Below are 23,594 nucleotides of genomic sequence, written 5' to 3' on the forward strand. Positions count from 1 at the left end.
GCGGAGCCTTGGATCTGGGTCTGAACGCGAAAGCAGAAGGAGAGAGTGCAACGTGGACTCAATCTGAACGCAGCAATAGCGTGAATGACCGTGAGCGTAACGTAAACAGCAACTACGCGAGCGAAAGCCGCGGAGCACTGGATCTGGGTCTGAACGCGAAAGCGGAAGGCGAGAGTGCTACAGTAGCTCATACTGAACGCAACAACAGCGTGAAAGACAGCGAGCGTAACGTAAACAGCAGCTATGCAAGCGAAAGCCGCGGAGCCTTGGATCTGGGTCTGAACGCGAAAGCAGAAGGAGAGAGTGCTACAGTAGCTCAAACTGAACGCAACAACAGCGTGAATGACCATGAGCGTAACGTGAACAGCAGCACTGCGAGCGAAAGCCGTGGAGCACTGGATCTGGGTCTGAACGTGGATGCGGATGCAGAGAGCGAAACTATATCTGTGGTGGAGACAAATCGGTAATATGAGATTTTCACTGTAATATGAAGAGGCAGGGGCTCCGGAACCCCTGCTTCTTTTTTGCACTTATAAGACATATGAGTTAGCGTTCTTCTGAATGTTCTTCTAATAAGCGCACTATCTTTTCAAATGTATACTCGCCTTCGGCAATGTTGACCATAAATTCTACGGCATATTTACGTTCCATCTGCAAATGGTAGCCATTCACTCGCAGAAAGGACTTGGTTACAAGATAAGCTGTACGTTTATTTCCGTTATAGAAACAGTGGTTTTTAACCAATGACTCTAATAAGGCAGTAGCTTTATCAAATATGGAAGGGTAGGCATCCTCTCCAAACAAACTTTGGAGAGGTCTATTTATCGCAGAATCCAACAAAGCAGAATCCTTAACTCCAGCTTGTGCTGTATCATTCATCTTCTTCATCATAAAATGGTGAGCGGCTACTACTTCTTCAATGGTAAGGAATATGGTCATCTTAACGATCCCTTAAATCATTAAGGATATCCTCATCTTCTTCGAAAACGTCAAAGAAAGCTTCCAGTACTTCGGGTCTTACATGTTCGGGTATTTTCATTTGTTTAACCTTTTTTAGTACAATTTCTCCCTGGCTGTTTTCAATAAATTCAATCTCATCGCCCTGAGAAACATGGAGCTTATCAATCAAAACCTTCGGCAAGCTAATGCCCAAGCTGTTTCCCATTTTGCCTATTTTACGAGAAAGAATTTTTCTTTTGGAATGCTCCTCTTTCATCTGAGCCCCACCATTCATGATATATTCCTCCTATAGTATGATCCAAATTATGAAAGTAATACGTAAGTATATAATAACGTTAATATGTTCTAACATTATAACATAATTTGTACTTAAAAATGCTTGAAATGATCAAACAAACAACACACAACTCGTATACAATAAAATGAGATGAACTAACAAGCCCCAAATCAGAACAGGAGTGTTCGATATGAAAATAGAGCATGAAGGTACAGCCATACAGGAGTCCATATTGGACGTACATATTACAGAGGCAGGATACGAGCCGGGACAATCGACCATACGCAATATTCGAATGAATGTGGGGCGAGGAGAACTGGTAGGCATTATCGGACCCAATGGTGCGGGCAAAAGTACCACAATCAAAACGCTGCTTGGTCTGCTGGAACATGCGAACTATGAAGTGACGATTGGAGGAGATGGTCGTTATGCCTATATCCCGGAGCAACCGGTTTTTTACGAATATATGACCCTATGGGAACATCTTGATTTGGCCGCAGCGGCGTATGAAATGGAGGAAGAGGTCTTTGTCGCCAGAGCGGAGGAACTGTTGGTTCGCTTCGGCATGGACCACGTTCGGAATGATCTTCCAGCCAGTTTTTCGAAGGGCATGCGGCAGAAAATGATGCTGATGATCGGATTTCTGTCTTCGCCCGATATCTATATCGTGGACGAGCCGTTCATCGGACTGGACCCCCGTGCAACCAAGGATTTTCTGAAATTACTTGATGATGAACGTCGCCGCGGCGCGGGTGTGCTCATGTCTACGCATGTGCTGGATACCGCTGAACGAATCTGCGATCGGTTTATTTTGATTGCTTCGGGCAGATCTGCTGCCGAGGGAACATTGGATGAGATCCGTGAAACGGCAGGATTGCCGGAAGCCTCTTTGTTTGACTGTTTTGATATACTGACGTCTTAGATAGAGAGAGGGTGAGAGAGGATGGGAACTTCCCAGCGTTATACCCCACTTCGTTTATACAGACGAAGACGCAAAGAGCATTTCAGGGAACAGATGAAAAATCTCAGACTCGTCGTGGATTGGACGGTGTGGGTATACCTGCTTGTTCCGGGTCTGCTCTATCTGATTGGATGGTACACGAGTCTATGGACCAAACCACTGCCTGGATGGGCGACAGGATTACCGCTTCCCGTACTGACTGGGCTGATCGACGTGGTTATGCTTACTGGTGGTGTGTTGATATTTGTGGAGGAAGCGGATGTATTGTTTCTGAAATCAAGGCCGTTGTGGATGCGCACGTTAATGAGGCAAGGGCTCTACCGGTCCTGTCTGCAACATCTGGGCAAAATGATCCTGATTACAGCGCTGACCGCACCCCTGTGGTCCCGTGTCTATGAGATGTCGAATCTCCAGATTGCACTTATGGCTGTCTGGTTTGGGGCAGTAGCTTCATTTCAAGCCATAACACTACATATGACGAAGGTTCGACATACAGGATGGCGGCGCTGGATTCAGATGATCCCTCTCGTCATTGGCATAGGTTATATGACCATTAATACGACATCATGGATGCACGGACAGACGTGGAAAATCATATTTGGAATCGTAATTATCATGCTTCTTCTGATTACAGTTGGACAGATGAGGCTGTTGATGAAGGGAACGTTTGAAGGGGATGTGCGGGAGGATCTGCGGAGCAGGCTGCAGCTTACAGCTCTAATGTTAAGTCGGGCGGTGAGCAAGCCGAAAGCCCCACGAACACGTTCTATTATCTTCCGCAAACCGCGTAAACTGTTACGCAATCGTTCCATTGCGAATCGGACAGCGGAGATTGCATTCAAGGCATTTTTCAGGAACTCGGCCACGATGAAATTGTATCTGCAACTTGGCGGACTATCCATCGCAGCAGTTGCATTACCACCTTTTCCGGTCAATGTCATTGTGTGTGCGTTATTAATCATCATGTTGACGATGATGTTGTATCGTTCCTGGGATGTTTTTGCAACGTCCGACTATGCTCAGCTCATAACGTATGACTCGGAGGCGCTGCATCTTGCAGGTTCAATGATGGTTCGGATGTTGTTCATCCCGATTGGTATTCTTATGGGATTCGCGCTGGGGTTGGCCTGGCTCGGCTGGATCGTCGGTATTCTGACAGCCGCAGGTGCAGTGGCTTTTGGACTCTGTGTCTTATCTATTGCCGGATGGGTCCGGCTGACCCGGGGCTAAAGGAATTCCTTTCTAATTCGGAGCATATCGTGCGCTATATCTGCCCATGCTATAGAAGAAGAATCTCATCTATGGATGATGAGAGATTAGCTGTAGCAAGGAGGAAGAGATGATGATGGATAATAGCGAACTACAGGTGCACTTCACAGATGTTTCAGCGTTGAATGCCGCCAGGGCAACCTTGGAGGAATTGGGATATAAGCCATATCAGTCCGGCCCGCTGGAATTGTACATCCCCACAGATCGCCAAGATCCTCAGTCTGCCGTAGAGATTGTACAATCTCATGGAGGAAGTGCTGTATTTGCCTCGCAAACGGAAGAGCTGGATCAGTTTCAGAATATATCGATTCCGGCTCATCTCGTGAATGAGGACTGGAATGAGGGGTATGCGAGCGGAAACCAGGGAAGCCAGACAGAGCAAGGCAGACATAACTATAGCGATGACCCGACATACGATGATTCGGCTGATGGATTTTCAGGCAGTGTCAAAGCATAGAAGGGAAATGTCACAAGCTATGAGCAGTTCAAGCCAATTTTTCTAAAATGGCATAATGCCCAAAAACCCCGATCGTCCACCAGATGTGGATATCGGGGTGTTTGACATCTGAAGCAATTCATCATGCGCTTAAAGTGTGTAATACCTATTATAGTTTAGCGTGTTTATATTCAGCCGCATGCATGCCAGCCGTATATCCCGTGGAGAATGCAGCGGTGATATTATACCCTCCGGTGTAGCCGTGAATATCCAAAACTTCACCGCAAAAGAATAGTCCAGGCAGCAGCTTGGATTCCATTGTTTTTGGGTATATCTCCTTTAAGTGGATTCCTCCCCCAGTAACAAAGGCTTCTTTGAGCGATCTCGTCCCGTCTGCACGGAAGGTAAAAGCTTTCATTAGGCCACACAAGTTGCTTAACATACCTTTGGGGAAATGGTGGAACGTGAGGTCATCGCTGATCTCTGCCCGTTTCATCATTAAGGGAATCATGCGTTCAGGAACCCATGTTTTTAAGATGTTTTTGACAGCCTTGCGGGATTCTTGTTCCAATACCTGTTGGACCTGTGTTTCCAATGCACCTAGGGACAGCTCCGGGAACAGATCAATGCTCATCATGACCTGTGGGTTTCCAGACTTCATCTGAACTTTGCGGATAAATTGGCTGCAACGCAGTGCAACCGGTCCAGACACTCCAAAATGCGTGAAGATCATATCCCCGCGATGAGAGATGACTGTTTTTCCTTTGGCATCCACTACGGATAAAGCGATATCCCTCAAAGACAAACCTTGCAGTTCTTTGGATTGAATCCAACTCTCCCCAGACACAATAGGCACTTCGGTTGGATACAACTCCGTAATCGTGTGACCCGCAGCCTCAGCCCAGGGGTAACCGTCTCCGGTTGATCCGGTTTGGGGTACGGATTTGCCGCCGGTAGCGATAATGACAGAGCGCCCAAGAATGGTTTTACCTGATATCAATTTAACACCCTGTACCTGCTGACCGTTCTGAATGAGTTCCTTAACCGGTTCTTTGGTGCGAATCTCAACGCCGAGGGAGACAATTTTGCCTACCAGCGCATCCACAACTGTTTTCGCTTTATCGGTTACAGGGAACATTCTGCCGTTGTCTTCTTCTTTCAGGGCAATTCCGAGATTCTCGAAGAAACGCATGATTCCCTGGTTGTCCAGATTCTGAAACGAACTATATAAAAAGCGTCCATTACCCGGAATATGTCGGATGAGTTCATCCGTTTCCTTGGCATTGGTTACATTGCATCGACCTCCGCCAGAGATGCCGAGTTTACGACCCAGTTGATCTCCTTTATCCAGCAGAAGCACGGAGGCTCCATGCTCGGCAGCAGCAACGCAAGCCATCAGGCCCGCCGATCCACCACCAATTACAATGACATCATACATACGTTATTACCCTCTTTTTTCATTGATTTTGTCTGTTTTACGTAAAATGTGTCTACTCCTGGCTTTTTCTGAAATATAATGGAGTTATGAGCAGTTCTATTGTGCAGTCTTAAGGGATATATTGTAATATACTGTCGCCTATGTTTTAATCAGAAATACATGAGGGAATGTGCAGGCAGAGGAGGAGATGGCATTGTGGTTGCGTTAAAGGACATGCTTTTACAAGTACTGCTGGCAGGGTCGGCGGTATTTCTGATTCCCTTATTCCGTCTGGTACTCTCCAAGCGGGCTATTGCCAGAATGGAACATGCCGGAACCGTTCATACCAGTTTTGCTGTGACAAGTGTCGCGAGCATGTTATTGTGTCTGCTGTTTGCGCTCCATGCAAGCCCGATGGCCGTATCCATATCATTAAGCATCGTACCTGTGATACTTGTTATTTTGTATTGTAAGTCCGCTATAGGCGTAACGCTGTCCATTCTACATATTCTCTTCTATTTTCTTTTTGCGCATCCCTATGATCTGTACGGATTTCTCCTTCATACGGGCATTCTTCTCTATCCTATTGTATGGTTGTCTGCCAAACGATTCAAGCATAATACACCTTCTCGCAAAATGGCGATCCTCATCATCCTGATTACAATGGAACTGGTTGTAACGAGTCTGTTATGGATCGCATCCCTCCAGAATGAATCCACATACTCTGCGACCTACATGATACTTACAGCACTTGGATATACCGCTGGAGCCATTGTTGCGGGCAGTCTGAGTCTGCTATGGCTGGAACGGATGAAGCACTATCGCGGGCTGGAGCAGCATCTCTCGGAAGTCCACCACCGATACATAGCCGAAACGGAGAAACTTCATCAGATTCTGAACGCAGTGCCTCTTTCCATTGCCACCGTAGATAAACAAGGCACAGTCATGTTTGTCAATGAGATGATGGAGCAAACCGCAAGGGAGCAGCTACCTTGTACCTCCACGCCTGATCTCATTGGACAGCCTGCCAGTCAATTTGTTGAACAAGGTCAGGCAGATAAAATGGATAAAAGCATTCGCAGAGCCATTGTTCATGGTGAGATTAGTGGGTTGACGGTTCGTTACGGTGCACACGTATTTCAGTCCCGAACCGTACCGATCTATGCCTTTTCAACAGAACATACGAGAGAAGTCACAGGAGCCATGCTGATCATTCAGGATATCACAGAGCTTGAGATGTTGCGAAGTGAACTGGATAATGTGGATCGTCTCAGTCTGGTGGGGCAGATGGCTGCAAGCATAACGCATGAGGTGCGTAATCCAATGGCGGTTGTGCGGGGGTTTCTTCAACTCATGCAGGAAAAGAGCCCAGACTCCCTCGATCACTATTACCGAATCGTTCTGGAAGAGTTGGACCGGGCCAACAGTATCATTAATGATTTCTTGTCTTTGGCTCAGAATCGAATTGCCGAGAAAGAAGAATCCCAGCTGCATGATATCATACATGAACTGAGTCCGTTGTTATGGGCGGATGCGAACCTGCGTGGTCAGAGTATTGAACTCATGTTGGCCCATAATGTGCCGAAGCTGCATCTCAATTCAAAGGAAATCAAACAGGTGGTGTTGAACCTGGCCCGTAACGGGATGGAAGCCATGAATGAGAAGGGCGTGCTTACACTGGAGACACGGATAGTGGATGATAAGGTAGAACTGTGTGTACGTGACACAGGACCGGGTATACCCAGGGTGAAGAAGGAAAAGCTGTTTGAACCTTTCTACACGACAAAAGCCAAGGGAACCGGACTTGGATTGTCCATGTGCCTGAGTATTGTGGAACGACATAACGGAACTATTACCGTGGAATCGGAGGAAGGCCAAGGAACCACCTTCAAAGTGGCATTTGAACGTTAGTCATTCAGCATATTTTGCCAGACATTGAGACATAATATTATGGAAGAAGCCTTTCCGCAGGCGGTTTCTGAATCTTGCTTTCATTGCTTATGGATGTATAATAGGAATAGCACATCATTACATCCATAATGTTCGATATGAATGTAACGTTGTTTTGGAGAGTTATTCGCCTTTAATTCTATCGAGATCATAGAACAACCATTTATAAGGAGTGAAACCGAATGTCGATGTCATTTGATCAATACATGAAAGATATGGTTCAACCCATGCGGGATGAGTTAACTCGTCTAGGAATCCAGGAGTTGCGTACTCCTGAAGAAGTGGAAGCAAGTCTTCCGGATGCAAAAGGAACAGCGCTGGTTGTCATTAACTCTGTCTGCGGATGTGCCGCAGGTCAATGTCGCCCAGGTGTGTCCGAAGCACTTCAGCACGATATTACACCGGATCACCTGTATACTGTATTTGCTGGTCAGGACAAAGAAGCAACTGCAAAAGCACGTGAATTCTTTGCACCGTATCCTCCATCTTCACCGTCCATCGCTCTGATGAAAGACGGAGAACTCGTTCACTTTATCGAGCGTCATCAAGTGGAAGACCGTTCTGCAGAGGATATTGCGGCTGATCTCAAAAGTGCATTTGACCGTTACTGCCGTTAATTCGCTCCATAGAACGCCCCGCCCTTCGGATCACCGATGCCGGGGCGTTTCATTTTGGATAGATAAGGTTATTGAACCATTCGGAGCTTTCAAGCTGGACATCAAATTTCATTCATTTAGAAACGGGGTGTGTGAACGATGAGTTTGCAACAACAGATCATCGCTGAATTGAAGGTTAAACCAAGCATTAATGAAGAAGAGGAAGTACGCAAGCGTGTTGATTTTCTGAAGACGTATGTGAAAAATGCGGGTGCCAAGGGTTTGCTGATTGCGATCAGCGGCGGTATTGACAGTGCAGTGGCTACGGCGCTTTGCAAAAAAGCGACGGACGAGCTGACTCAAGAGAATAACCAAGAGTACAAAACACTGGGGGTATTCCAACCCTATGGTGAACAATCCGATATCGACCACAGCTACGCTGTAGCCAAAGCATACGATCTGAAGCATGTCGTGGAAACCAATATCGAAGATGCAGTTAACGAGATTGCGCTGGAAGTGGAGCAAGGTTTCAAATCCTTGGGCAGCCCACGCCATATGACTCACCAAGGCAAAGGTAACGTGAAGGCGAGAACTCGTATGGTTATGCAATATGCGCTTTCGTTTGAAGAGAACCTGCTCGTTGTAGGTACGGATCACGCTTCTGAAGCCATTACAGGCTTCTATACGAAATGGGGCGACGGTGCTGTGGATATCACACCACTGAGCACCCTGAACAAACGTCAGGTACGCCAGCTGGCAGCATATTTGAACGTTCCACAGGCTATTTTGGACAAAGCACCATCCGCAGGGTTATGGGAAGGTCAGACGGACGAAGATGAGCTGGGAATTTCGTATGAAGCGAACAGCGACTATCTCGAAGGCAAACAGATCGATCCGGCTGCACAAGAGCGCCTCGAAGCGTTCTATACACGGACACATCACAAACGCAATGCCATTCCTGGTATCTAATAGGAATGGATGAGCATGATCGTTATAAGCTGTTAACACCAACATTGAAATAACGTCCCTCTTAGGGAATGCAAAAAGAGTCACTGCTCACGCAGTGACTCTTTTTGTTATGTGGAACGAGAAATCGCAAAAATCCAGGTGACTACTATATTAAAGATGAGTTAGCTACTCCAGTCTTTGATCTGTTGCAGGGTTTGGGTGATGGCTTGCTCCAGTTGTGGAGTGGTTTCTTTAAATGGATGTACCGTATTAAAGGTATGGTTCCCATCAGGAATCTGGTGCCATGGGATATCAGGGCGTGCTTGCACAAGTGCGACAGAACCGTCCAGCAGACGTTGGGAATCTTCTGTTCCCTGAATGAGTGCGACTCGCAAAGTTGAAGAAGCCAAGCGGTCAATAATAGCGTAACGTTCGCTATGCTTGTCCAGGTCTTCCAGTATAGACACGTCCAGTGGCATCTGCTGGCCTGTTCGTCCGTTAACGACATGGCTGCGGCCATGCGTACGCATTTCTTCTTTTTGCTCTGCTGTGAAGAGATCCAGATTGGTTACGCCATTCCAGGAGATGACACCTGCCACCTGCTCGGGATGATCCAGTGCATAGACGAGACTTACGCCCGCACCGCGGCTATGGCCAACCAGGTATACAGGAAGTCCAGTGAGTTCAGGTTGTGTAGCCACATGTTCCAGTACCAGGGCCAGATCGGCAAGCTCCCGGCTGTAGGTATTCACTGCGAACTTTTCAAGTTCAGAGAATTGCTCCAGATATTCGCCGATACCGTTGTGAGAGAAATTAAAGGTCAGCACATGATGCGTCTGGCTTAGCTGTGAAGCTGCGTAGGGGAACATACCCCAGTCTTTGAAGCCTTTGTATCCATGAGCCAGAATGATGACACCTTGAGCGCGTTGTTGTGCAGGGAAAAAGTCCCCGCGAATGATCGCATCTACATCAGTGGGCAATTCAAAAGTTATGGGCATTATTCAGACCTCCTCAGAATTTCAGACGACTCCTGATTCATATTTTAGCATATATGGTAATGCGGATAGGTACTCGCTTCTGGGCGCCCCTCCTGCTACAATAGAATACGTGTTCGGAGAGTTACGGATCATGTGATTGAATGGAGATCTTTTACAATGCATGTTCAAAAAGAGCGGTTTTCAGTACCAAGAAGATGAAACTTTTTGAACTACCTTTACAGTATAAAAGATTAAGCGGGTGAAGCGTTGATGATATATGGCATTGGTAATGATGTGCTGGAGATTGGACGTATGCGCAAGCTGCTGTCCGGTAGCCATGCCGAGGCTTTCATAAAACGAATTTTAACGCCAGCAGAGCGGGAGATCGCGGTTCGTCGAGGGAAGCGGATGACGGAGTTTGTATCCGGTCGATTTGCTGCGAAAGAAGCGGTGTCTAAGGCATTTGGCTGCGGTATTGGTAGCGTCATGGGCTTTACTGACATTGAGGTACTGCCTGATGGGACAGGTCGTCCAGTGGCCTCGTTGTCCAGTCAAGCCTGGGAACGTCTGCAGCTGCCATACGATAAGCAATATGACATTCATTTGAGTATTACGCATCAGACGGAATTGGCAGCGGCCTTTGCGATCGTGGAGCAGATAGAAAAGTAGCTAGCTTGGCAATAGGAGAGGACGGAAATATGGGTTTACAGGAACAGAAACAACATTTCAGCGTGAATTTGCTGGACTGGTATATGGTCAACCGACGGGATTTGCCGTGGCGTCGCCACAACAATCCATATTTCACATGGGTATCGGAGATTATGCTTCAGCAGACTCGGGTAGATACGGTAATTCCGTATTTCAATCGTTTTATCGGGAATTTCCCGACCGTGCAGGCGTTGGCGGAGGCACCCGAAGAGGACGTCTTGAAAAATTGGGAGGGACTCGGTTATTACTCCCGTGCCCGTAATCTTCAGGCAGCCGCGAGACAAGTCATGGAGCTGCACGGAGGAGAGATGCCTCAGGACAAGCAGGCTGTCTTTGCATTGAAAGGGGTGGGCCCGTATACTGCCGGGGCCATTCTCAGCATTGCCTTCAACCAGCCGCAGCCTGCGGTAGATGGCAATGTCATGCGGGTACTGTCCCGATACTTCCTCATCGATGAGGACATTATGAAGGGCAGCACCCGGTTGTTGATGGAAGAGCTCGCAGGAGAGCTCATTCCGGAAGGGCGGGCGCGTGATTTCAATCAGGCGCTGATGGAGCTTGGCGCGCTGGTGTGTACACCCAAAGCGCCGCACTGCCTGACTTGCCCGGTCATGGAGCAATGTTCCGGCCGTATCGCCGGAAGAGAGCTTACGCTGCCGGTCAAGACCAAGGCGAAGCCGCCGCGCCCTGAGCAGCGGCTGGTCGCGATTGTGGAGGGCCGCGGTGCTCATCGCGGCCAAGTGCTTGTGCGCCAGCGCCCAGACACGGGCCTATTGGCCCGGATGTGGGAGCTGCCGCATGTGCTCGCGGCGCCCGCCGCAGCCAGCAAGAAGGCGGCGCCGCTGGCTGATGAGCCGGCCATGGCATTGCTGGCCGGCAGTCTGTGGGCGGAAGGCTTCGCTGCCCGCCCGGAAGGGCTGGCTACCCATGCGGAGCATGTGTTCAGCCACATTGTCTGGAGCCTGCAGGTGTACAAGTGTACCGAGCAGGACCAGAGTAGTGAGCTTCCGCTGATCGCAGCGGAAGCCAGAGCCGCCTACGATGCACAGGCGGCAACAAGGGAGGACACAGCCTCATCATCAGCTGTGCCACCTGAGTCAGCCACAACGCATTCATCGGAGCCAGGCACGCCTAATGCGCAGAACATCTCAGCATCGCTTAACGAAGGAGAGATGTTGGCACCATCTGAGGTTAGTGACCCGTTGCTGACACTGACAGGTAAAGGCGATGGCTTGACCTACCGCTGGATCGGTCCGGAAGATATGGACAAGATGGCATTTCCCAACATATTTCTGAAGCTGATCAGTCAATACTTTGCAGGTAACTATGACAACATGAATTCCTGAATGGGAAGGGGCTAACGAGCAGGATGGAGAATCTGAGTTTATTCTGTTCCTTATATCCCTTTTAGTAAGTATGAGACGTGTGCTGGAGTCTTGGTCGCCATGTACGAGCAACCCAGCCACGTCTTTTCTCTAATATGCTGATCACAATGAACCTAATGAATGCAGACAGTGTATAATTATCGAGGCGAGGGTTGAAGCCAAACAGATGGCAGACTCGGGATGAATTAGCATGGAGAGAGAGGGCTGTGAATTCATGAACGATAGCTGGAGAAAACAGTTGGATGAACATCGCGGCAAACGAAAGGAAGAGATCATAGCGGCTGCGGAAGCGGTCTATATGGAGATGGAATTTTCAAAAGTCACCATCCAGGACATTGTGGAGCGATGTGGCATTAGCCGGGTAACATTGTATAAGTACTTTAAATCCATTGATGAGATTATTTTTGAGATTCAGATTCGCATTCTGGAGCAATTTAAGGTTGCCATGAATGATCACGTTCCATCAACGGTAAATGGATTAATGAAATTTCAGGCAATGTTTGACTACATACTGCTGCATTTTGAAGAACACAAGCAGCGCAATCAATTTATCGCCGTTTTTGATACACGCTATAAGGATAATTATTCGACGCCAGAGCTTGAGCAAAGATACCGTAGCTATCTTCATCAGGACAAGGCTCCATTTAGCAAATGGCTGGATGAGGGCCAGCTTGACGGGTCCATTCGCCAAGAAATTGATGTAGATGTGGCTACGGCAATGATCAGCAACGTTGTGAACTCGACCCTCCAGCGCATGGCATTGCGAGGCGAGTTGCTGCACCTTGATCAGGGGGTCGATCCAGAACGGGTGATTCATGAGATGGCTGCAATGATTATTGCTTATTTACAATCGAATTCACGTTTTCAATGATCGGTGGCATCCTTAATGGATGCCATTTTTCTTTTTACAAATAATCAATAATACGATAATACGCAGTTAACATTAGCTCTTTAGTATTAAGGGTATTAACTGCATGTTAATATACAATTACTATTAGTTAACCACTTGAAGGGAGCCTATTAAAACATATGAATCAGGATCTAATGCATCGTATTAACTTGAGAGAATTAGGCGGTTACCCTGTGAATCAGGGTAAAAAAGTGGTAAAGACCAATCATTTGTATCGTTCGGGCGAAATTTCTGATTTGAGCCTGGAGGATATACGATATCTGCAAAATTTGGGGCTGTCTTTTATCTGTGATTTGCGTTCAAAGGAAGAACAGGAGCAACATCCTAACCCGCCGATCGAGGGTGTGGAGATGTTCAGCAACCCGGCATTGGGCGGGGCTGTTGCCGTACAGAGCCTGGACCAGCTTCTGCCTGCTCTAATGAATCACCGCTTGACCGAGGATCCTCTCTTGGGGGTTTATAAGCAATTCGTAACGGATGAACAATCGAAACAAGCATATCGTTTGCTTATTCGCACACTCCTTCAGTCCGGGGGACGTCCGGTACTTTGGCATTGTACCGCAGGCAAAGATCGCACTGGCTTCGCGTCGGCTATCATTCTCCTACTCCTTGATGTTCCTCTCGAGACGATTATGGAAGATTATATGAAGTCGTCTCAATATCGGCAAGAAGCTAACCGGAAATGGATAGATCAAATCAAGGAAGTAGTACAGAACCCCGAGCATGTATCCCTCATTCAAAGCTTCATGGGGATTAAGCCTGAATATTTAAGGGCTGCCATTGATGAAATAGTTCGGGTATACGGTTCTACGGACAATTATTTACTTGAAGGCCTAGGGGTCAGTGATTTAGAGCGTGAACAACTGCAAGCCTGGTATCTAATCGAACAAGAGGCAGGCGAATAAGCGATGAAAGTATCCATGAAGACGGCCATTTCCTTCGGGATGGGAAGCCTTGGTCAAAATATGCTCTATACACTCACGGTCAGCTACTTGTTAATGTTTTATACGGATTATTTGGGCATTGCGGCTGCTTCAGCCGGTGTATTGTTATTAGTTGTAAGAATAATTGATGCATTTGCTGACCCGTTGTTTGGCATTTTTATGGATAATACTCATACACGATGGGGGAAGTTTAGACCCTATCTGCTGTTTACTCCGGTAGTTTTGACGGTGCTGACGCTGTTTTTGTTCATGCAGCCTAATCTGAGTGACAACGGCAAGCTGATCTACGCTTTTGTTACTTATGCCGTATGGAGCATAGCGTATACCTTTCTCGATGTGCCCTATTGGTCCATGACCGCTGTAATTACCGACGATCCGCGGCAACGAACCAAAGTTGTTGTCGTTCCACGCATTATGGCGATTATTGGTGCAATAGTGTCCAGTGCTTTAACGATTCCGCTGGTGAAGGCAACGGGATCATGGACTGTTCCTGCCCTTCTTTTTAGTGGGGTATGTATGCTGTGCATGTGGTTGACCTTTTTCACGGTTAAGGAAAAAATTCATACTCCTAGGAAAGAAACTTTCAAAATTGCTGCTGCATGGACCTTATTGCGCAGCAATGTACCCCTGCTTATGCTGTTACTATCCCTCTTTATTGTTGATATGACCATGAACCTACGCAGTGCCTTTTCGATCTACTATTTCAAATACGTTCTCCATAAGGAGAACTTAATCGCCCTTTATACAGCGGTTAGCATTGTGCCAATCTTGGCAGGTGCCTTGCTCTCTATCGGGGTGATGAAAAAAATAGGGAAGCGTAATACGGCATTTGTCGGAAACATCGGATTTGGTCTGTCATATATTTTGCTGTTTTTGTTTGGGCATGGAGTGACGATGCTATTCGTATGGTCCATCCTTGGAACATTGATGATTGGTATGTCACTAATTTCCATGTCATCCATGCTTGCTGACACGGTGGAGTATGGCGAGTGGAGGACAGGAGACCGGGCAGAGGCCACCATTTTCTCGACAAATACATTTCGATCCAAGTTTGCCGATGCAGTGGGCGGGTCCCTTGGAGCATTTGCTTTGGCTATGACAGGTTATGTTCCAAATCAGGCACAGTCTCCCGGTACGGTGACCTCAATCGGCTTGTTTTTCAGTGTAATTCCCGGTGTTCTTATGATTCTTGCCGCTTTGCCTTTCCTGAAATACAAGCTGACGGAGCCTTTCTATGACCAGATATTGATTGATATTAAATTGCGCCGGACAGCGGCAGACAAATCCCGGCTTGATGAGGGAGAAGGAGGCGTCATTGGTGCTTAATCATACCATTTTACAAGGTAACCCCTTTTACTTGGATGAAGTGGATATTCATTGGGTGGAAAGAACCTTTGAGAAGATGACACTGGAGGCAAAGGTGGGGCAGTTATTTTGCATGCATGGGGTAACGGGCCACAAGGAAATGCTGGATGGCATCCTGGAGGGTATTCAGCCTGGCGGATTTATGTTTCGTCCAGAGGACAAGGAGTCCGTTGCAGATGACCATCGTTATCTTCAGGAACGGTCAACGATTCCACTGCTGCTCGCAGCCAATCTGGAAAACGGAGGGGGTGGAATTGCCACTGACGGCACTGTATTTGCGAATAACATGCAGGTTGCAGCGACGGGTGAACCGGAGATGGCGCGTCGTCTCGGCATGATTGCGGCTCGCGAAGGCAAGGCTGTAGGCTGTAATTGGTCCTTTGCTCCTGTGGTTGATATTGACCTGAACTTCCGCAATCCGGTCACTAACACCCGCACCTTCGGTTCAAACACCGATACGGTGCTTGTCATGTCTCAGGCGTATACTGAATCGTTGCAGGCTCATGGGCTTGCAGCTTCGGTGAAGCACTTTCCAGGGGATGGGGTTGATGATCGGGATCAACATCTGCTTACTTCTGTGAACACGCTGTCGGTCGAAGAGTGGGATGCTGCCTTTGGGCAGATATATCAGGGCTTGATCAAGAGCGGGGTCAAGACAGTGATGGCAGGTCACATTCGTCTTCCCGCCTATTCAAAAAAGCTGAATCCCAAGCTGCGCGATGAAGAGATTATGCCAGCAACCCTATCCAGGGAATTGTTGACAGGATTGCTCCGGGAACAGCTTGGCTTCCAAGGCCTAATTGTATCCGATTCAACAATGATGGCCGGATTTACAATGGCATTACCGAGAGAACAGGCTGTTCCGCTATGTATTGCAGCAGGTTGCGACATGTTTTTATTTACACGAGATGTCAGGGAAGATATAGGTTATATGTACCAGGGCATTCAATCGGGACAGTTAACGTTGGACAGATTGGATGAGGCGGTGACACGAATTCTAGCTTTGAAAGCCTCGCTTGGTCTTCATAAGCAGCCCCGTGAAGCGCTCGTCCCGCATAAGGATGCATTATCCGTTATTGGATGCGCAGAGCATCGGGAGTGGGCGAAGGAAGCGGCAGACAAAGCGGTTACACTGGTGAAGGATATAGACGTTATACTGCCGCTCCATCCTGTCTCTACGAAGCGTGTGTTACTCGTCCCAGTTGAGGCGAACAGTTCCCTATTGAAAAATGAGGGCTTTTATTCTTCAACAATCGTGGATTCAATGACGAAGCATCTTGGGGAGCAGGGATTTGAGGTGACATTATTCGAACCGGGACGGCAGCAACATGCGGCGTTCATGGAAAGTGTGGAAACGGTGCGTCATCGTGCTGATCTGATCATTTACGCTGTCAATATGCCAAGCGCCAGCCTCAAACCTTCGATTCGGCTAGAGTGGGCAGAACCCTTCATTGAGAACCTGCCATGGTTTATACAAGAACTGCCAACGGTGTTTGTATCCTTTGCGAACCCGTATCATTTATATGATGTTCCACGAGCAAAGGTATTTATTAATGCATACTCAGCCAGCGAGGATTCGGTACGAGCCGTTGTAAGCAAGCTGATGGGGGAAACCCCGTTTAAAGGCATCAGTCCGGTGGACCCGTATTGCGGAAGCTGGGACGCCCGACTTTAATTCTGCTGAAGCGGATATTACCCAAAAAAGCCCCCTTAAACATTGGTTATTCATCCAGGCAGGAGAATAATGAATGTTTAGGGGGCAATTTATTTCAGATCCCTAAGGATTGTTCGAAATTACGGTAAAACGTCTTATTTTGCAGAAGCGTAACGTTTGTTCACTTCATCCCAGTTGATTACATTCCAGAAAGCGGCGATGTAGTCAGGACGTTTGTTTTGGTAGTTCAGGTAGTAAGCGTGCTCCCATACATCCAGACCCAGAACCGGAGTCTGACCTTCGAAGAGAGGGCTGTCTTGGTTAGGTGTGCTAGTGATGGACAATTTACCATCTTTGCCAACTACGAGCCAAGCCCAGCCGGAACCGAAGCGAGTTGTAGCTGCTTTAGCGAAATCTTCTTTGAATTTATCAAAGCCACCCAGTTCGCTATCAATTGCTGCTGCGATATCGCCTGTAGGAGCGCCGCCGCCGTTAGGTCCAATGATTTCCCAGAACAAGCTGTGGTTAGCATGTCCACCACCATTGTTGCGAACCGCTGTGCGGATGCCTTCAGGTACGCTGTCAAGGTTAGCAATCAGATCTTCCAAGCTTTTACCTTGCAGTTCAGGAGCGCTTTCCAGAGCTGCGTTCAAGTTGGTTACATAAGTATTGTGATGGCGATCGTGGTGGATTTCCATCGTTTTTGCATCGATATGTGGTTCCAGTGCGTCGTTAGCGTAAGGAAGTGCTGGTAATTGAAAAGTCATAGTGAAATACCTCCTGAGATTTTAGGTTTTTTTGAAAACAGGTACATATGTAATAATACCCTTGCCACTAATATTAAACCGCATTCGAGCTAATTAAGCAACATTTTTGTTTATTAAGTCCCCCGAGGCGTTGATCTAATGATGGGCCAGAGATAACAAACATATTTTACCCTTTATGAAACTATTTATGTGTTTTCAGGCGCTAAAATGGAGGTGAAGTTTAATATTCGTATGTAAACGGTTACAATTAAGCGCTTTCAAAAGAAAATGCGTGTTTTATGGAGAAAAGTATGGTTTAATTGACGAAGAAGCGGTATTTTCTCGTTTTTTGTCATTATATGAACATTGGTTTTTTGGTAAAAAGGGAATCCCTTTTTGTAAAAAAACCTCATCTAAGCTAACGAAAAGGGAGATTTAAGACATGCACGTTCGTTCCTTTCAGTTGAGTGATGCAAGCCAGATGACGGAGCTTCTCCAGGTTGCACTATCGGAAGAGTGTTATGAGAACACGATGGGCCCGTTTGCCCGTCAATTGTCATGGGATTCTGACCTGATCATGGTTGCGGAAGAAGAGGGAGACCTCGTGGGCGCTTTGATCGGTACGATTGATCACAACCAAGGTTGCATCTACCGTATTGCGGTACATCCAGACTATCGTCGCCGTGGAGTCGGCAAAACACTTGTCGAGGCTATGGAACAGCGGTTCCAGCAGCGTAAAGTCAGCCAAGTATGGGTGGCGGGTGATGAGCACAACAAAGTAGCCATGCCTCTATATGAAGCAATGGGTTACGGTGCCAATCAGATTATGAGCGCTTTCCAGACTCTTAGTATTTTGTCCAAAGCTTAGTTTGCATGTTTAAAAAGAAATAAAAAAAGATTTTCATTTCATATTAGGCATATCTCTTTAACGTGTAAGAACGTGAGGGATGTGCCTTTCTATTTATATGAGTGTTCTTCACGTCATATTCCTCTGGTTTCCTCATTTTCTAAACATGCTTCGGTGTCTCCGAATTTTATTTAGACCACTGCGACTATCCCGGCTGCATTCATGATATTCAAGGTATTGGTGCTCATAACCAATTGTTTCACTCCCCCAAATGAAGTAGACTGAAAGGGAGTATGGTCATCATGTTACAAGTTCAATTCAACTAATTAATAAATGAGGTGTCCCTTTGAATTCCAATAATCATTCAATGGAACATATGGCTTCCGAGGAACGTAATCAACCACCAAAGCCTGAACAACCGGAGAAATCCTGGGTTGTCGAGCTGTGGGACTGGGTCAAAACGATTGTTGTTGCTTTTGTTATCATGATGCTGCTGAACCTGTTTGTGTTCAATCTGTCAATGGTCAAGGGACAGTCCATGCAGCCGACACTGGTTGAGCGAGATCGCCTTTTCGTCAACAAAATTGTATACCATCTGGGTACTCCTTCCCGATCAGATGTAATCGTACTTCGTGATCCAAGTGAAGGTGTAGAGAAGAAGGATTTTCTGGTGAAACGGATCGTTGGACTTCCGGGAGATACAATTGAGGTCAAGGATCACCATCTATATGTGAACGGCGAGCGGCAAGCGGAAACGTACACCGATATTGAAGTGCAAGATTCGGATTTTGGCCCAATCACACTTGAGCCGGATCATTTCTTCGTGATGGGGGATAATCGTCATGAAGGCAAAAGTAAGGATAGCCGAGTGTTTGGCAGTATTACATCCGACCAGATTGTAGGCAAGGCTGAATTTATTTTCTGGCCGTTTTCTGAATTGAAGAAATTGTAAAATGCTGACAGGACAACAACTTCAGACTGCATTTTGCGTTAAACCATATAGACTCGTTCCGTTTGAATTCAAGTATGCAAGGCATATATAGAAATTAACGCCTGTCCTCTTACCGTGAGGCGGGCGTTCACTATTTACGGAATAAGTGTCGGAAGAAGAGAGGGAAGAGAAATGACGAGCGTACAGACCGGGGCAGCACAGGAAGCCTCCGTATGGGAGAAGTTAAAACAGGAGATCAAAGCAGCTGGCCCCGGACTGGGCATTGATGATATCGGATTTGCTTCTGCTGATCCCTTTGTTTCCCTGAAGTCGCTGCTGGAGCAGTCGCGGGATAAGGGGTATGCTTCAGGTTTTGAAGAGCCGGATATTGAAAAAAGGGTGCACCCGGCCTTAAAAGATGGCGAGCCCGCTTCACTTATTGCGATAGCCGTGGCATACCCATCCAAAATGGTGAATCCGCCAAAATCGGAGCCTGGTGCGTATCGCGGCATTTTTGCCCGCTCGGCTTGGGGTCAGGACTATCATCAGGTCCTGCGTACAGCGATGGACAAGTTGGTCAATTTTATAAAGGAACGTGTACCTGAAGCCATGATCGAAAGCATGGTAGACACCGGAGCACTGGTGGATCGTGCGGTGTCCCAGCGTGCGGGGATTGGTTTTAGCGCCAAAAACTGTGCCATTATCTCACCCAAATTCGGTTCATGGATTTTTCTCGGGGAACTGGTGACGAATATTCCTTTTCAACCAGACACACCTGTGACCGAAGACTGTGGTGAATGTACAAAATGTATTGATGCCTGTCCTACAGGAGCATTGGTGGGGCCGGGGCAGTTGAATTCACAGCGTTGTATTTCTTTTGTAACCCAGACGAAAGGGTTCGTGGATGAAGAATTTATGCTGAAAATAGGCAACCGTTTGTACGGTTGTGATACGTGTCAGATCGTCTGTCCAAAGAACCGGGGCAAGAACTGGGATCACCATCCCGAGTTTCATCCCGATCCGGAGATTGTGAAGCCACTCCTGCTGCCGCTACTGGACATCGGTAACCGGGAATTCAAGGAACGTTTCGGTCAGAGTTCCGCCGCTTGGCGGGGCAAAAAGCCGATTCAACGCAACGCCGTTATCGCCCTGGGCAATTTCAAAGACAAAAGTGCTGTACCCAAACTTACAGAAGTACTAAAACGTGATCCGCGCCCCGAGTTGCGGGGAACCGCAGCCTGGGCGTTAAGCAGAATTGGAGGAGAAGACGCCATGAGAGCAATTGGGGAAGCTGCCGCTAACGAACAAGATGGGAACGTACTAAGCATGCTGCAGAAGGCCGAGGAGCGACTAAGTTCGTCCGAGACCTTACCCAAACAGCCACAGGCTGGGCAAGTGAGTGAGAAGCAGCCAGAGGAACAGAACAACGAGAACAATGCCTTACGTGCGTTACAACAGGATTTGAAAATGGAAGCTGGGATTGAACCGGGTAGTGAGCAGTCTGCACAGCCTGCCAAACCGGAAGCCGCAGCGTGGAAACCTTCAGCAGTTACAGGTCTTCATGGCAAGCCCGTATACTACGATGAGGTACTGACACCGATTGGTACTCTTACGTTATGCGCGACGGATGAAGGGCTGTGTCATATAGATTTTGGCGCCTTTCACGTACGCGAAGCTCATCTGCAACAATGGGCTCGCATCTGGATTGGCGAGTATCGATATGAGAAGAATGAAGAGAAGCTCAGCGAAGCTGCAAAGCAGTTAAAGGAGTATTTTGCAGGGGAGAGAAAAACGTTCGACTTGCAGCTTGATCGGCTTGGAACACCATTCCAGCTACAAGTATGGCAAGTTCTGTCCGATATATCTTATGGAGAGGCCTCATCACACCAACAGGTTGCGGAAATCATCGGCAGACCGAAGGCTGTTCGTGCAGTTCTGGACGCCATTAGCAAGAATCCGATTCCGATTATTATTCCCTGTCACCGTATCAGTGGTAAAGACGGTACCCTGGTGGGTTATGTAGGCGGTCTGCAAACCAAGGAGCAATTGCTCGCATTGGAGCAGCGATCGTAACGTAAGAGCGGGGGACGTTCATGAAGTATGTAAACGTGGAGAGCGTGGAAGCGGGGGAGCTTCTGGGTAAGACGGTATATTCCAGTAACGGCACGGTACTGCTGTCTGCCGGAGTCCAGCTCACCGTATACATGGTCAATACGCTGAAGCGTATTGGCGTGACCATGTTATACATCCAGGATGAAGCGTATAAAGATGTGGAACCAGAAGACATTCTGGATGAAACCACGAAACGGGCAATAATTAACGAAATGAGTGTCACACTCGAATCCATTCGATCCGGGAAAGACTGGAGTCCTAGAAAGGTTGCCCTCAGTATAGATAAGTTGCTGAATGATGTACTGAACGGGCGTGAACTGTTAGTGCAGCTCACCGATATTCGTACCAAAGACAATGCACAGTATGTTCATGCGATGAATGTATGTTTGTTGTCTTCGGTCATCGGACTGAATATGGGACTCAATTATAATCAACTGAAGGACCTTGCTGTGGGGGCATTATTGCATGATATTGGCAAAGTGGGGGAACCTCCGGGCAGTGGCTCTGCTGCGAATTCTTCGTTGCACCATACATGGCGTGGATTCGAAGTGATTAAGAACAAACGGGAGTTCAGTCTGTTGGTCGCTCATACAGCCTTGCAACATCATGAGCATGTAGATGGTACAGGCATGCCGAGAGGGATCAAGGGGAGTGACATCCATCTGTTTGCGAGAATCGTTAGTGTGGCTAATATCTATGATAATCTCATTAACGGTTTATCCAAGGACAGTTTGTTGCCACATGAGGCCTGTGAAGAGATGATGGCGTTGTCTGGTACAAAACTGGATCGAGACATTCTGATTGAGTTCAACAAGAGTGTATCCGTGTATCCCAATGGTACAGCGGTACGACTGTCCACCAAAGAGACTGGAGTCATTGTGCGTCAACATCGGGGATTGCCCGGCAGACCTGTAATCAGGGTGGCGCGCGGAAGTACGCGTTATTCTCTGGATGTGGTTGAAATTGATCTGGCTCAGCATACAACCGTTTTCATTGAAGCCGTCATGACGTAGCTTGTGTGCGGTTCAACTGGAAAATCCGTTTGCTCAAGGCGTGCGGAAATGCTATGATACTTTCAGGAAATCCGGTCTGTGTCAGGTTTGCAACATGTGTGTTGAACATCATGAAGTGACACGGATTATCAGGCTTTTTAGAATGCATACAGAGGTGTCTAAGAGATGGATATTGTTATACCGATTATCACATTGATTATTGGTCTGGTCGGGGGATTTTTCATCGGGGTGTTCTACTTGCGTAAACAACTTGAGAAAATGCAAAGCAATCCGGACATGCTTCAGAAAATGGCGAAGCAAATGGGCTACAACCTGAATGGCAAGCAAATGCAGCGTGCCCAGCAGATGATGAAGAATCAGCAGCCAGGAGCGAAAATGCCTCAGCCGCAACAGCATCCTGCGCGTAAAAGTTCGGGCCGCCGAAAATAATAGCAGGGAATAACTGCTTAAAGTGCGTGTTCAAAAAGTTGGGTCGGACTTTTTGAACAACCTCTTACAGTAGTGGTTCGAAAGGAGGCGTTTGGCAGTGGCTGGCGTTAAAGATTATATGAATTCAAAAGTATCCGACAATCGGGAAAAGATCGAGTATCATGTAGAGCAGATCCTGAAATTGATCGGAGAAGATAGTACACGTGAAGGGCTGCTTGAAACGCCTGCACGTGTGACCCGAATGTATGAAGAAATTTTCGGCGGATATGAAGTAGATCCGCGCGATGTGCTCGGTGTCACGTTTGACGAGAATCATGAAGAACTGGTTATCGTCAAGGATATTGTCTACTACAGTCAGTGTGAGCACCATATGGCGCCGTTCTTCGGCAAGGTGCACATTGGGTATGTACCAAGCGGCAAGATCGTTGGTCTGAGCAAAATGGCTCGTCTGGTCGAAGCAGTAACACGTCGCCTGCAAGTTCAGGAACGTATTACTTCACAGATCGCTGACATTCTGACAGAGGCCGTTGAACCTCATGGAGTTATGGTCGTTGTGGAAGGCGAGCACTTGTGCATGTGTTCCCGCGGCGTGAAGAAACCGGGAAGCAAGACGGTGACGTCTGCTGTACGTGGTTCTTTCCGTGAGAATCCGGCACAACGTGCAGAGTTCTTGTCTTTGGTGAAAGATTAAGATCAGGTATGTCCACTCGCTGGACAAGCCGGATGAGTAAGTTCCTTTGGTTTTGGAAGCAGCAGTTT

General features: G+C 47.5%; 24 protein-coding genes. 19 read left to right on the forward strand and 5 right to left on the reverse strand.

The features are described from left to right. The coding region (locus tag QVE09_RS28530) for a hypothetical protein (protein WP_315939550.1) at nucleotides 1–467 on the forward strand (467 nt) is incomplete at its 5' end. 79 nt (nucleotides 468–546) lie between these two features. On the opposite strand, the gene QVE09_RS28535 is transcribed toward QVE09_RS28530, so the two are convergent. Then, nucleotides 547–939, reverse strand: coding sequence for a type II toxin-antitoxin system death-on-curing family toxin (locus QVE09_RS28535; protein ID WP_315939551.1), 393 nt, complete (start codon nucleotides 937–939; stop codon nucleotides 547–549). Between the two features lies 1 nt (nucleotide 940). Next, nucleotides 941–1,234: an AbrB/MazE/SpoVT family DNA-binding domain-containing protein gene (locus QVE09_RS28540; protein ID WP_176873173.1), complete on the reverse strand. Its 294-nt coding sequence runs from the start codon at nucleotides 1,232–1,234 to the stop codon at nucleotides 941–943. 193 nt (nucleotides 1,235–1,427) lie between these two features. Here QVE09_RS28540 and QVE09_RS28545 point away from each other — a divergent pair, with 193 nt between their 5' ends. The 3 genes from QVE09_RS28545 to QVE09_RS28555 all read left to right on the forward strand — a co-directional run bounded on the left by QVE09_RS28545 (nucleotide 1,428) and on the right by QVE09_RS28555 (nucleotide 3,924). Then, a complete protein-coding gene (locus QVE09_RS28545) occupies nucleotides 1,428–2,159 on the forward strand; it encodes an ABC transporter ATP-binding protein (protein ID WP_315939552.1) in 732 nt (243 codons plus the stop codon). A gap of 21 nt (nucleotides 2,160–2,180) precedes the next feature. Next, nucleotides 2,181–3,428 carry an ABC transporter permease gene (locus tag QVE09_RS28550; protein WP_315939553.1) on the forward strand — a complete coding sequence of 416 codons (1,248 nt, stop codon included), beginning with the start codon at nucleotides 2,181–2,183 and terminating at the stop codon, nucleotides 3,426–3,428. A gap of 109 nt (nucleotides 3,429–3,537) precedes the next feature. Beyond that, nucleotides 3,538–3,924, forward strand: coding sequence for a hypothetical protein (locus tag QVE09_RS28555; protein WP_315939554.1), 387 nt, complete (start codon nucleotides 3,538–3,540; stop codon nucleotides 3,922–3,924). Between the two features lie 148 nt (nucleotides 3,925–4,072). On the opposite strand, the gene QVE09_RS28560 is transcribed toward QVE09_RS28555, so the two are convergent. Next, nucleotides 4,073–5,341 carry a BaiN/RdsA family NAD(P)/FAD-dependent oxidoreductase gene (locus QVE09_RS28560; RefSeq protein WP_315939555.1) on the reverse strand — a complete coding sequence of 423 codons (1,269 nt, stop codon included), beginning with the start codon at nucleotides 5,339–5,341 and terminating at the stop codon, nucleotides 4,073–4,075. A 195-nt stretch (nucleotides 5,342–5,536) separates the two neighbouring features. Here QVE09_RS28560 and QVE09_RS28565 point away from each other — a divergent pair, with 195 nt between their 5' ends. The 3 genes from QVE09_RS28565 to nadE all read left to right on the forward strand — a co-directional run bounded on the left by QVE09_RS28565 (nucleotide 5,537) and on the right by nadE (nucleotide 8,835). Further along, nucleotides 5,537–7,231: a two-component system sensor histidine kinase NtrB gene (locus QVE09_RS28565; protein ID WP_315939556.1), complete on the forward strand. Its 1,695-nt coding sequence runs from the start codon at nucleotides 5,537–5,539 to the stop codon at nucleotides 7,229–7,231. A 221-nt stretch (nucleotides 7,232–7,452) separates the two neighbouring features. Next, nucleotides 7,453–7,887 carry a BrxA/BrxB family bacilliredoxin gene (locus QVE09_RS28570; protein WP_315939557.1) on the forward strand — a complete coding sequence of 145 codons (435 nt, stop codon included), beginning with the start codon at nucleotides 7,453–7,455 and terminating at the stop codon, nucleotides 7,885–7,887. Between the two features lie 138 nt (nucleotides 7,888–8,025). Beyond that, a complete protein-coding gene (gene nadE, locus QVE09_RS28575) occupies nucleotides 8,026–8,835 on the forward strand; it encodes an ammonia-dependent NAD(+) synthetase (RefSeq protein WP_047841401.1) in 810 nt (269 codons plus the stop codon). A gap of 161 nt (nucleotides 8,836–8,996) precedes the next feature. On the opposite strand, the gene QVE09_RS28580 is transcribed toward nadE, so the two are convergent. Beyond that, nucleotides 8,997–9,812, reverse strand: a complete 816-nt coding sequence (locus QVE09_RS28580; RefSeq protein ID WP_315939558.1) for an alpha/beta hydrolase family protein — start codon at nucleotides 9,810–9,812, stop codon at nucleotides 8,997–8,999. Nucleotides 9,813–10,061: 249 nt separating this feature from the next. Between QVE09_RS28580 and acpS the strand changes: the two genes are divergently transcribed. The 6 genes from acpS (at nucleotide 10,062) to QVE09_RS28610 (ending at nucleotide 16,778) form a co-directional block, all read left to right on the forward strand. Further along, the gene (gene acpS, locus QVE09_RS28585; RefSeq protein ID WP_315939559.1) at nucleotides 10,062–10,460 is read left to right on the forward strand and encodes a holo-ACP synthase; all 399 of its coding nucleotides are present in this window, start codon (nucleotides 10,062–10,064) and stop codon (nucleotides 10,458–10,460) included. A gap of 29 nt (nucleotides 10,461–10,489) precedes the next feature. After that, complete coding sequence (gene mutY / locus QVE09_RS28590; RefSeq protein WP_315939560.1) at nucleotides 10,490–11,845, forward strand: A/G-specific adenine glycosylase; 1,356 nt, start codon at nucleotides 10,490–10,492, stop codon at nucleotides 11,843–11,845. 229 nt (nucleotides 11,846–12,074) lie between these two features. After that, nucleotides 12,075–12,755, forward strand: a complete 681-nt coding sequence (locus tag QVE09_RS28595) for a TetR/AcrR family transcriptional regulator (protein WP_315939561.1) — start codon at nucleotides 12,075–12,077, stop codon at nucleotides 12,753–12,755. Between the two features lie 158 nt (nucleotides 12,756–12,913). Then, nucleotides 12,914–13,699 (forward strand): tyrosine-protein phosphatase, encoded by a 786-nt coding sequence (locus tag QVE09_RS28600; protein ID WP_315939562.1) that lies wholly within the window; start codon nucleotides 12,914–12,916, stop codon nucleotides 13,697–13,699. 3 nt (nucleotides 13,700–13,702) lie between these two features. After that, nucleotides 13,703–15,064 (forward strand): MFS transporter, encoded by a 1,362-nt coding sequence (locus QVE09_RS28605; RefSeq protein WP_315939563.1) that lies wholly within the window; start codon nucleotides 13,703–13,705, stop codon nucleotides 15,062–15,064. Next, complete coding sequence (locus tag QVE09_RS28610; protein WP_315939564.1) at nucleotides 15,057–16,778, forward strand: glycoside hydrolase family 3 protein; 1,722 nt, start codon at nucleotides 15,057–15,059, stop codon at nucleotides 16,776–16,778. Before QVE09_RS28605 ends, QVE09_RS28610 begins: the two co-directional genes overlap by 8 nt. Nucleotides 16,779–16,912: 134 nt before the next feature. Here QVE09_RS28610 and QVE09_RS28615 read toward each other — a convergent pair whose 3' ends face one another. After that, nucleotides 16,913–17,524: a superoxide dismutase gene (locus QVE09_RS28615; RefSeq protein WP_315939565.1), complete on the reverse strand. Its 612-nt coding sequence runs from the start codon at nucleotides 17,522–17,524 to the stop codon at nucleotides 16,913–16,915. 421 nt (nucleotides 17,525–17,945) lie between these two features. Here QVE09_RS28615 and QVE09_RS28620 point away from each other — a divergent pair, with 421 nt between their 5' ends. The 6 genes from QVE09_RS28620 to folE all read left to right on the forward strand — a co-directional run bounded on the left by QVE09_RS28620 (nucleotide 17,946) and on the right by folE (nucleotide 23,526). Next, a complete protein-coding gene (locus QVE09_RS28620) occupies nucleotides 17,946–18,371 on the forward strand; it encodes a GNAT family N-acetyltransferase (protein WP_017690782.1) in 426 nt (141 codons plus the stop codon). Between the two features lie 346 nt (nucleotides 18,372–18,717). Then, nucleotides 18,718–19,302, forward strand: coding sequence for a signal peptidase I (gene lepB, locus QVE09_RS28625; RefSeq protein WP_397387118.1), 585 nt, complete (start codon nucleotides 18,718–18,720; stop codon nucleotides 19,300–19,302). Between the two features lie 171 nt (nucleotides 19,303–19,473). Continuing rightward, nucleotides 19,474–21,354: a tRNA epoxyqueuosine(34) reductase QueG gene (gene queG / locus QVE09_RS28630; RefSeq protein WP_315939567.1), complete on the forward strand. Its 1,881-nt coding sequence runs from the start codon at nucleotides 19,474–19,476 to the stop codon at nucleotides 21,352–21,354. Nucleotides 21,355–21,374: 20 nt separating this feature from the next. Then, the gene (locus QVE09_RS28635; RefSeq protein WP_315939568.1) at nucleotides 21,375–22,406 is read left to right on the forward strand and encodes an HD-GYP domain-containing protein; all 1,032 of its coding nucleotides are present in this window, start codon (nucleotides 21,375–21,377) and stop codon (nucleotides 22,404–22,406) included. A gap of 165 nt (nucleotides 22,407–22,571) precedes the next feature. Then, nucleotides 22,572–22,835, forward strand: a complete 264-nt coding sequence (locus tag QVE09_RS28640; protein ID WP_315939569.1) for a YneF family protein — start codon at nucleotides 22,572–22,574, stop codon at nucleotides 22,833–22,835. A 97-nt stretch (nucleotides 22,836–22,932) separates the two neighbouring features. Next, a complete protein-coding gene (folE, locus tag QVE09_RS28645; protein WP_062837627.1) occupies nucleotides 22,933–23,526 on the forward strand; it encodes a GTP cyclohydrolase I FolE in 594 nt (197 codons plus the stop codon). Nucleotides 23,527–23,594: the final 68 nt, after the last annotated feature.

Origin of the sequence: Paenibacillus sp. ClWae2A, from assembly GCF_032452295.1 — a bacterium.
In the GTDB taxonomy this organism is placed as follows: Bacteria; Bacillota; Bacilli; order Paenibacillales; family Paenibacillaceae; genus Paenibacillus.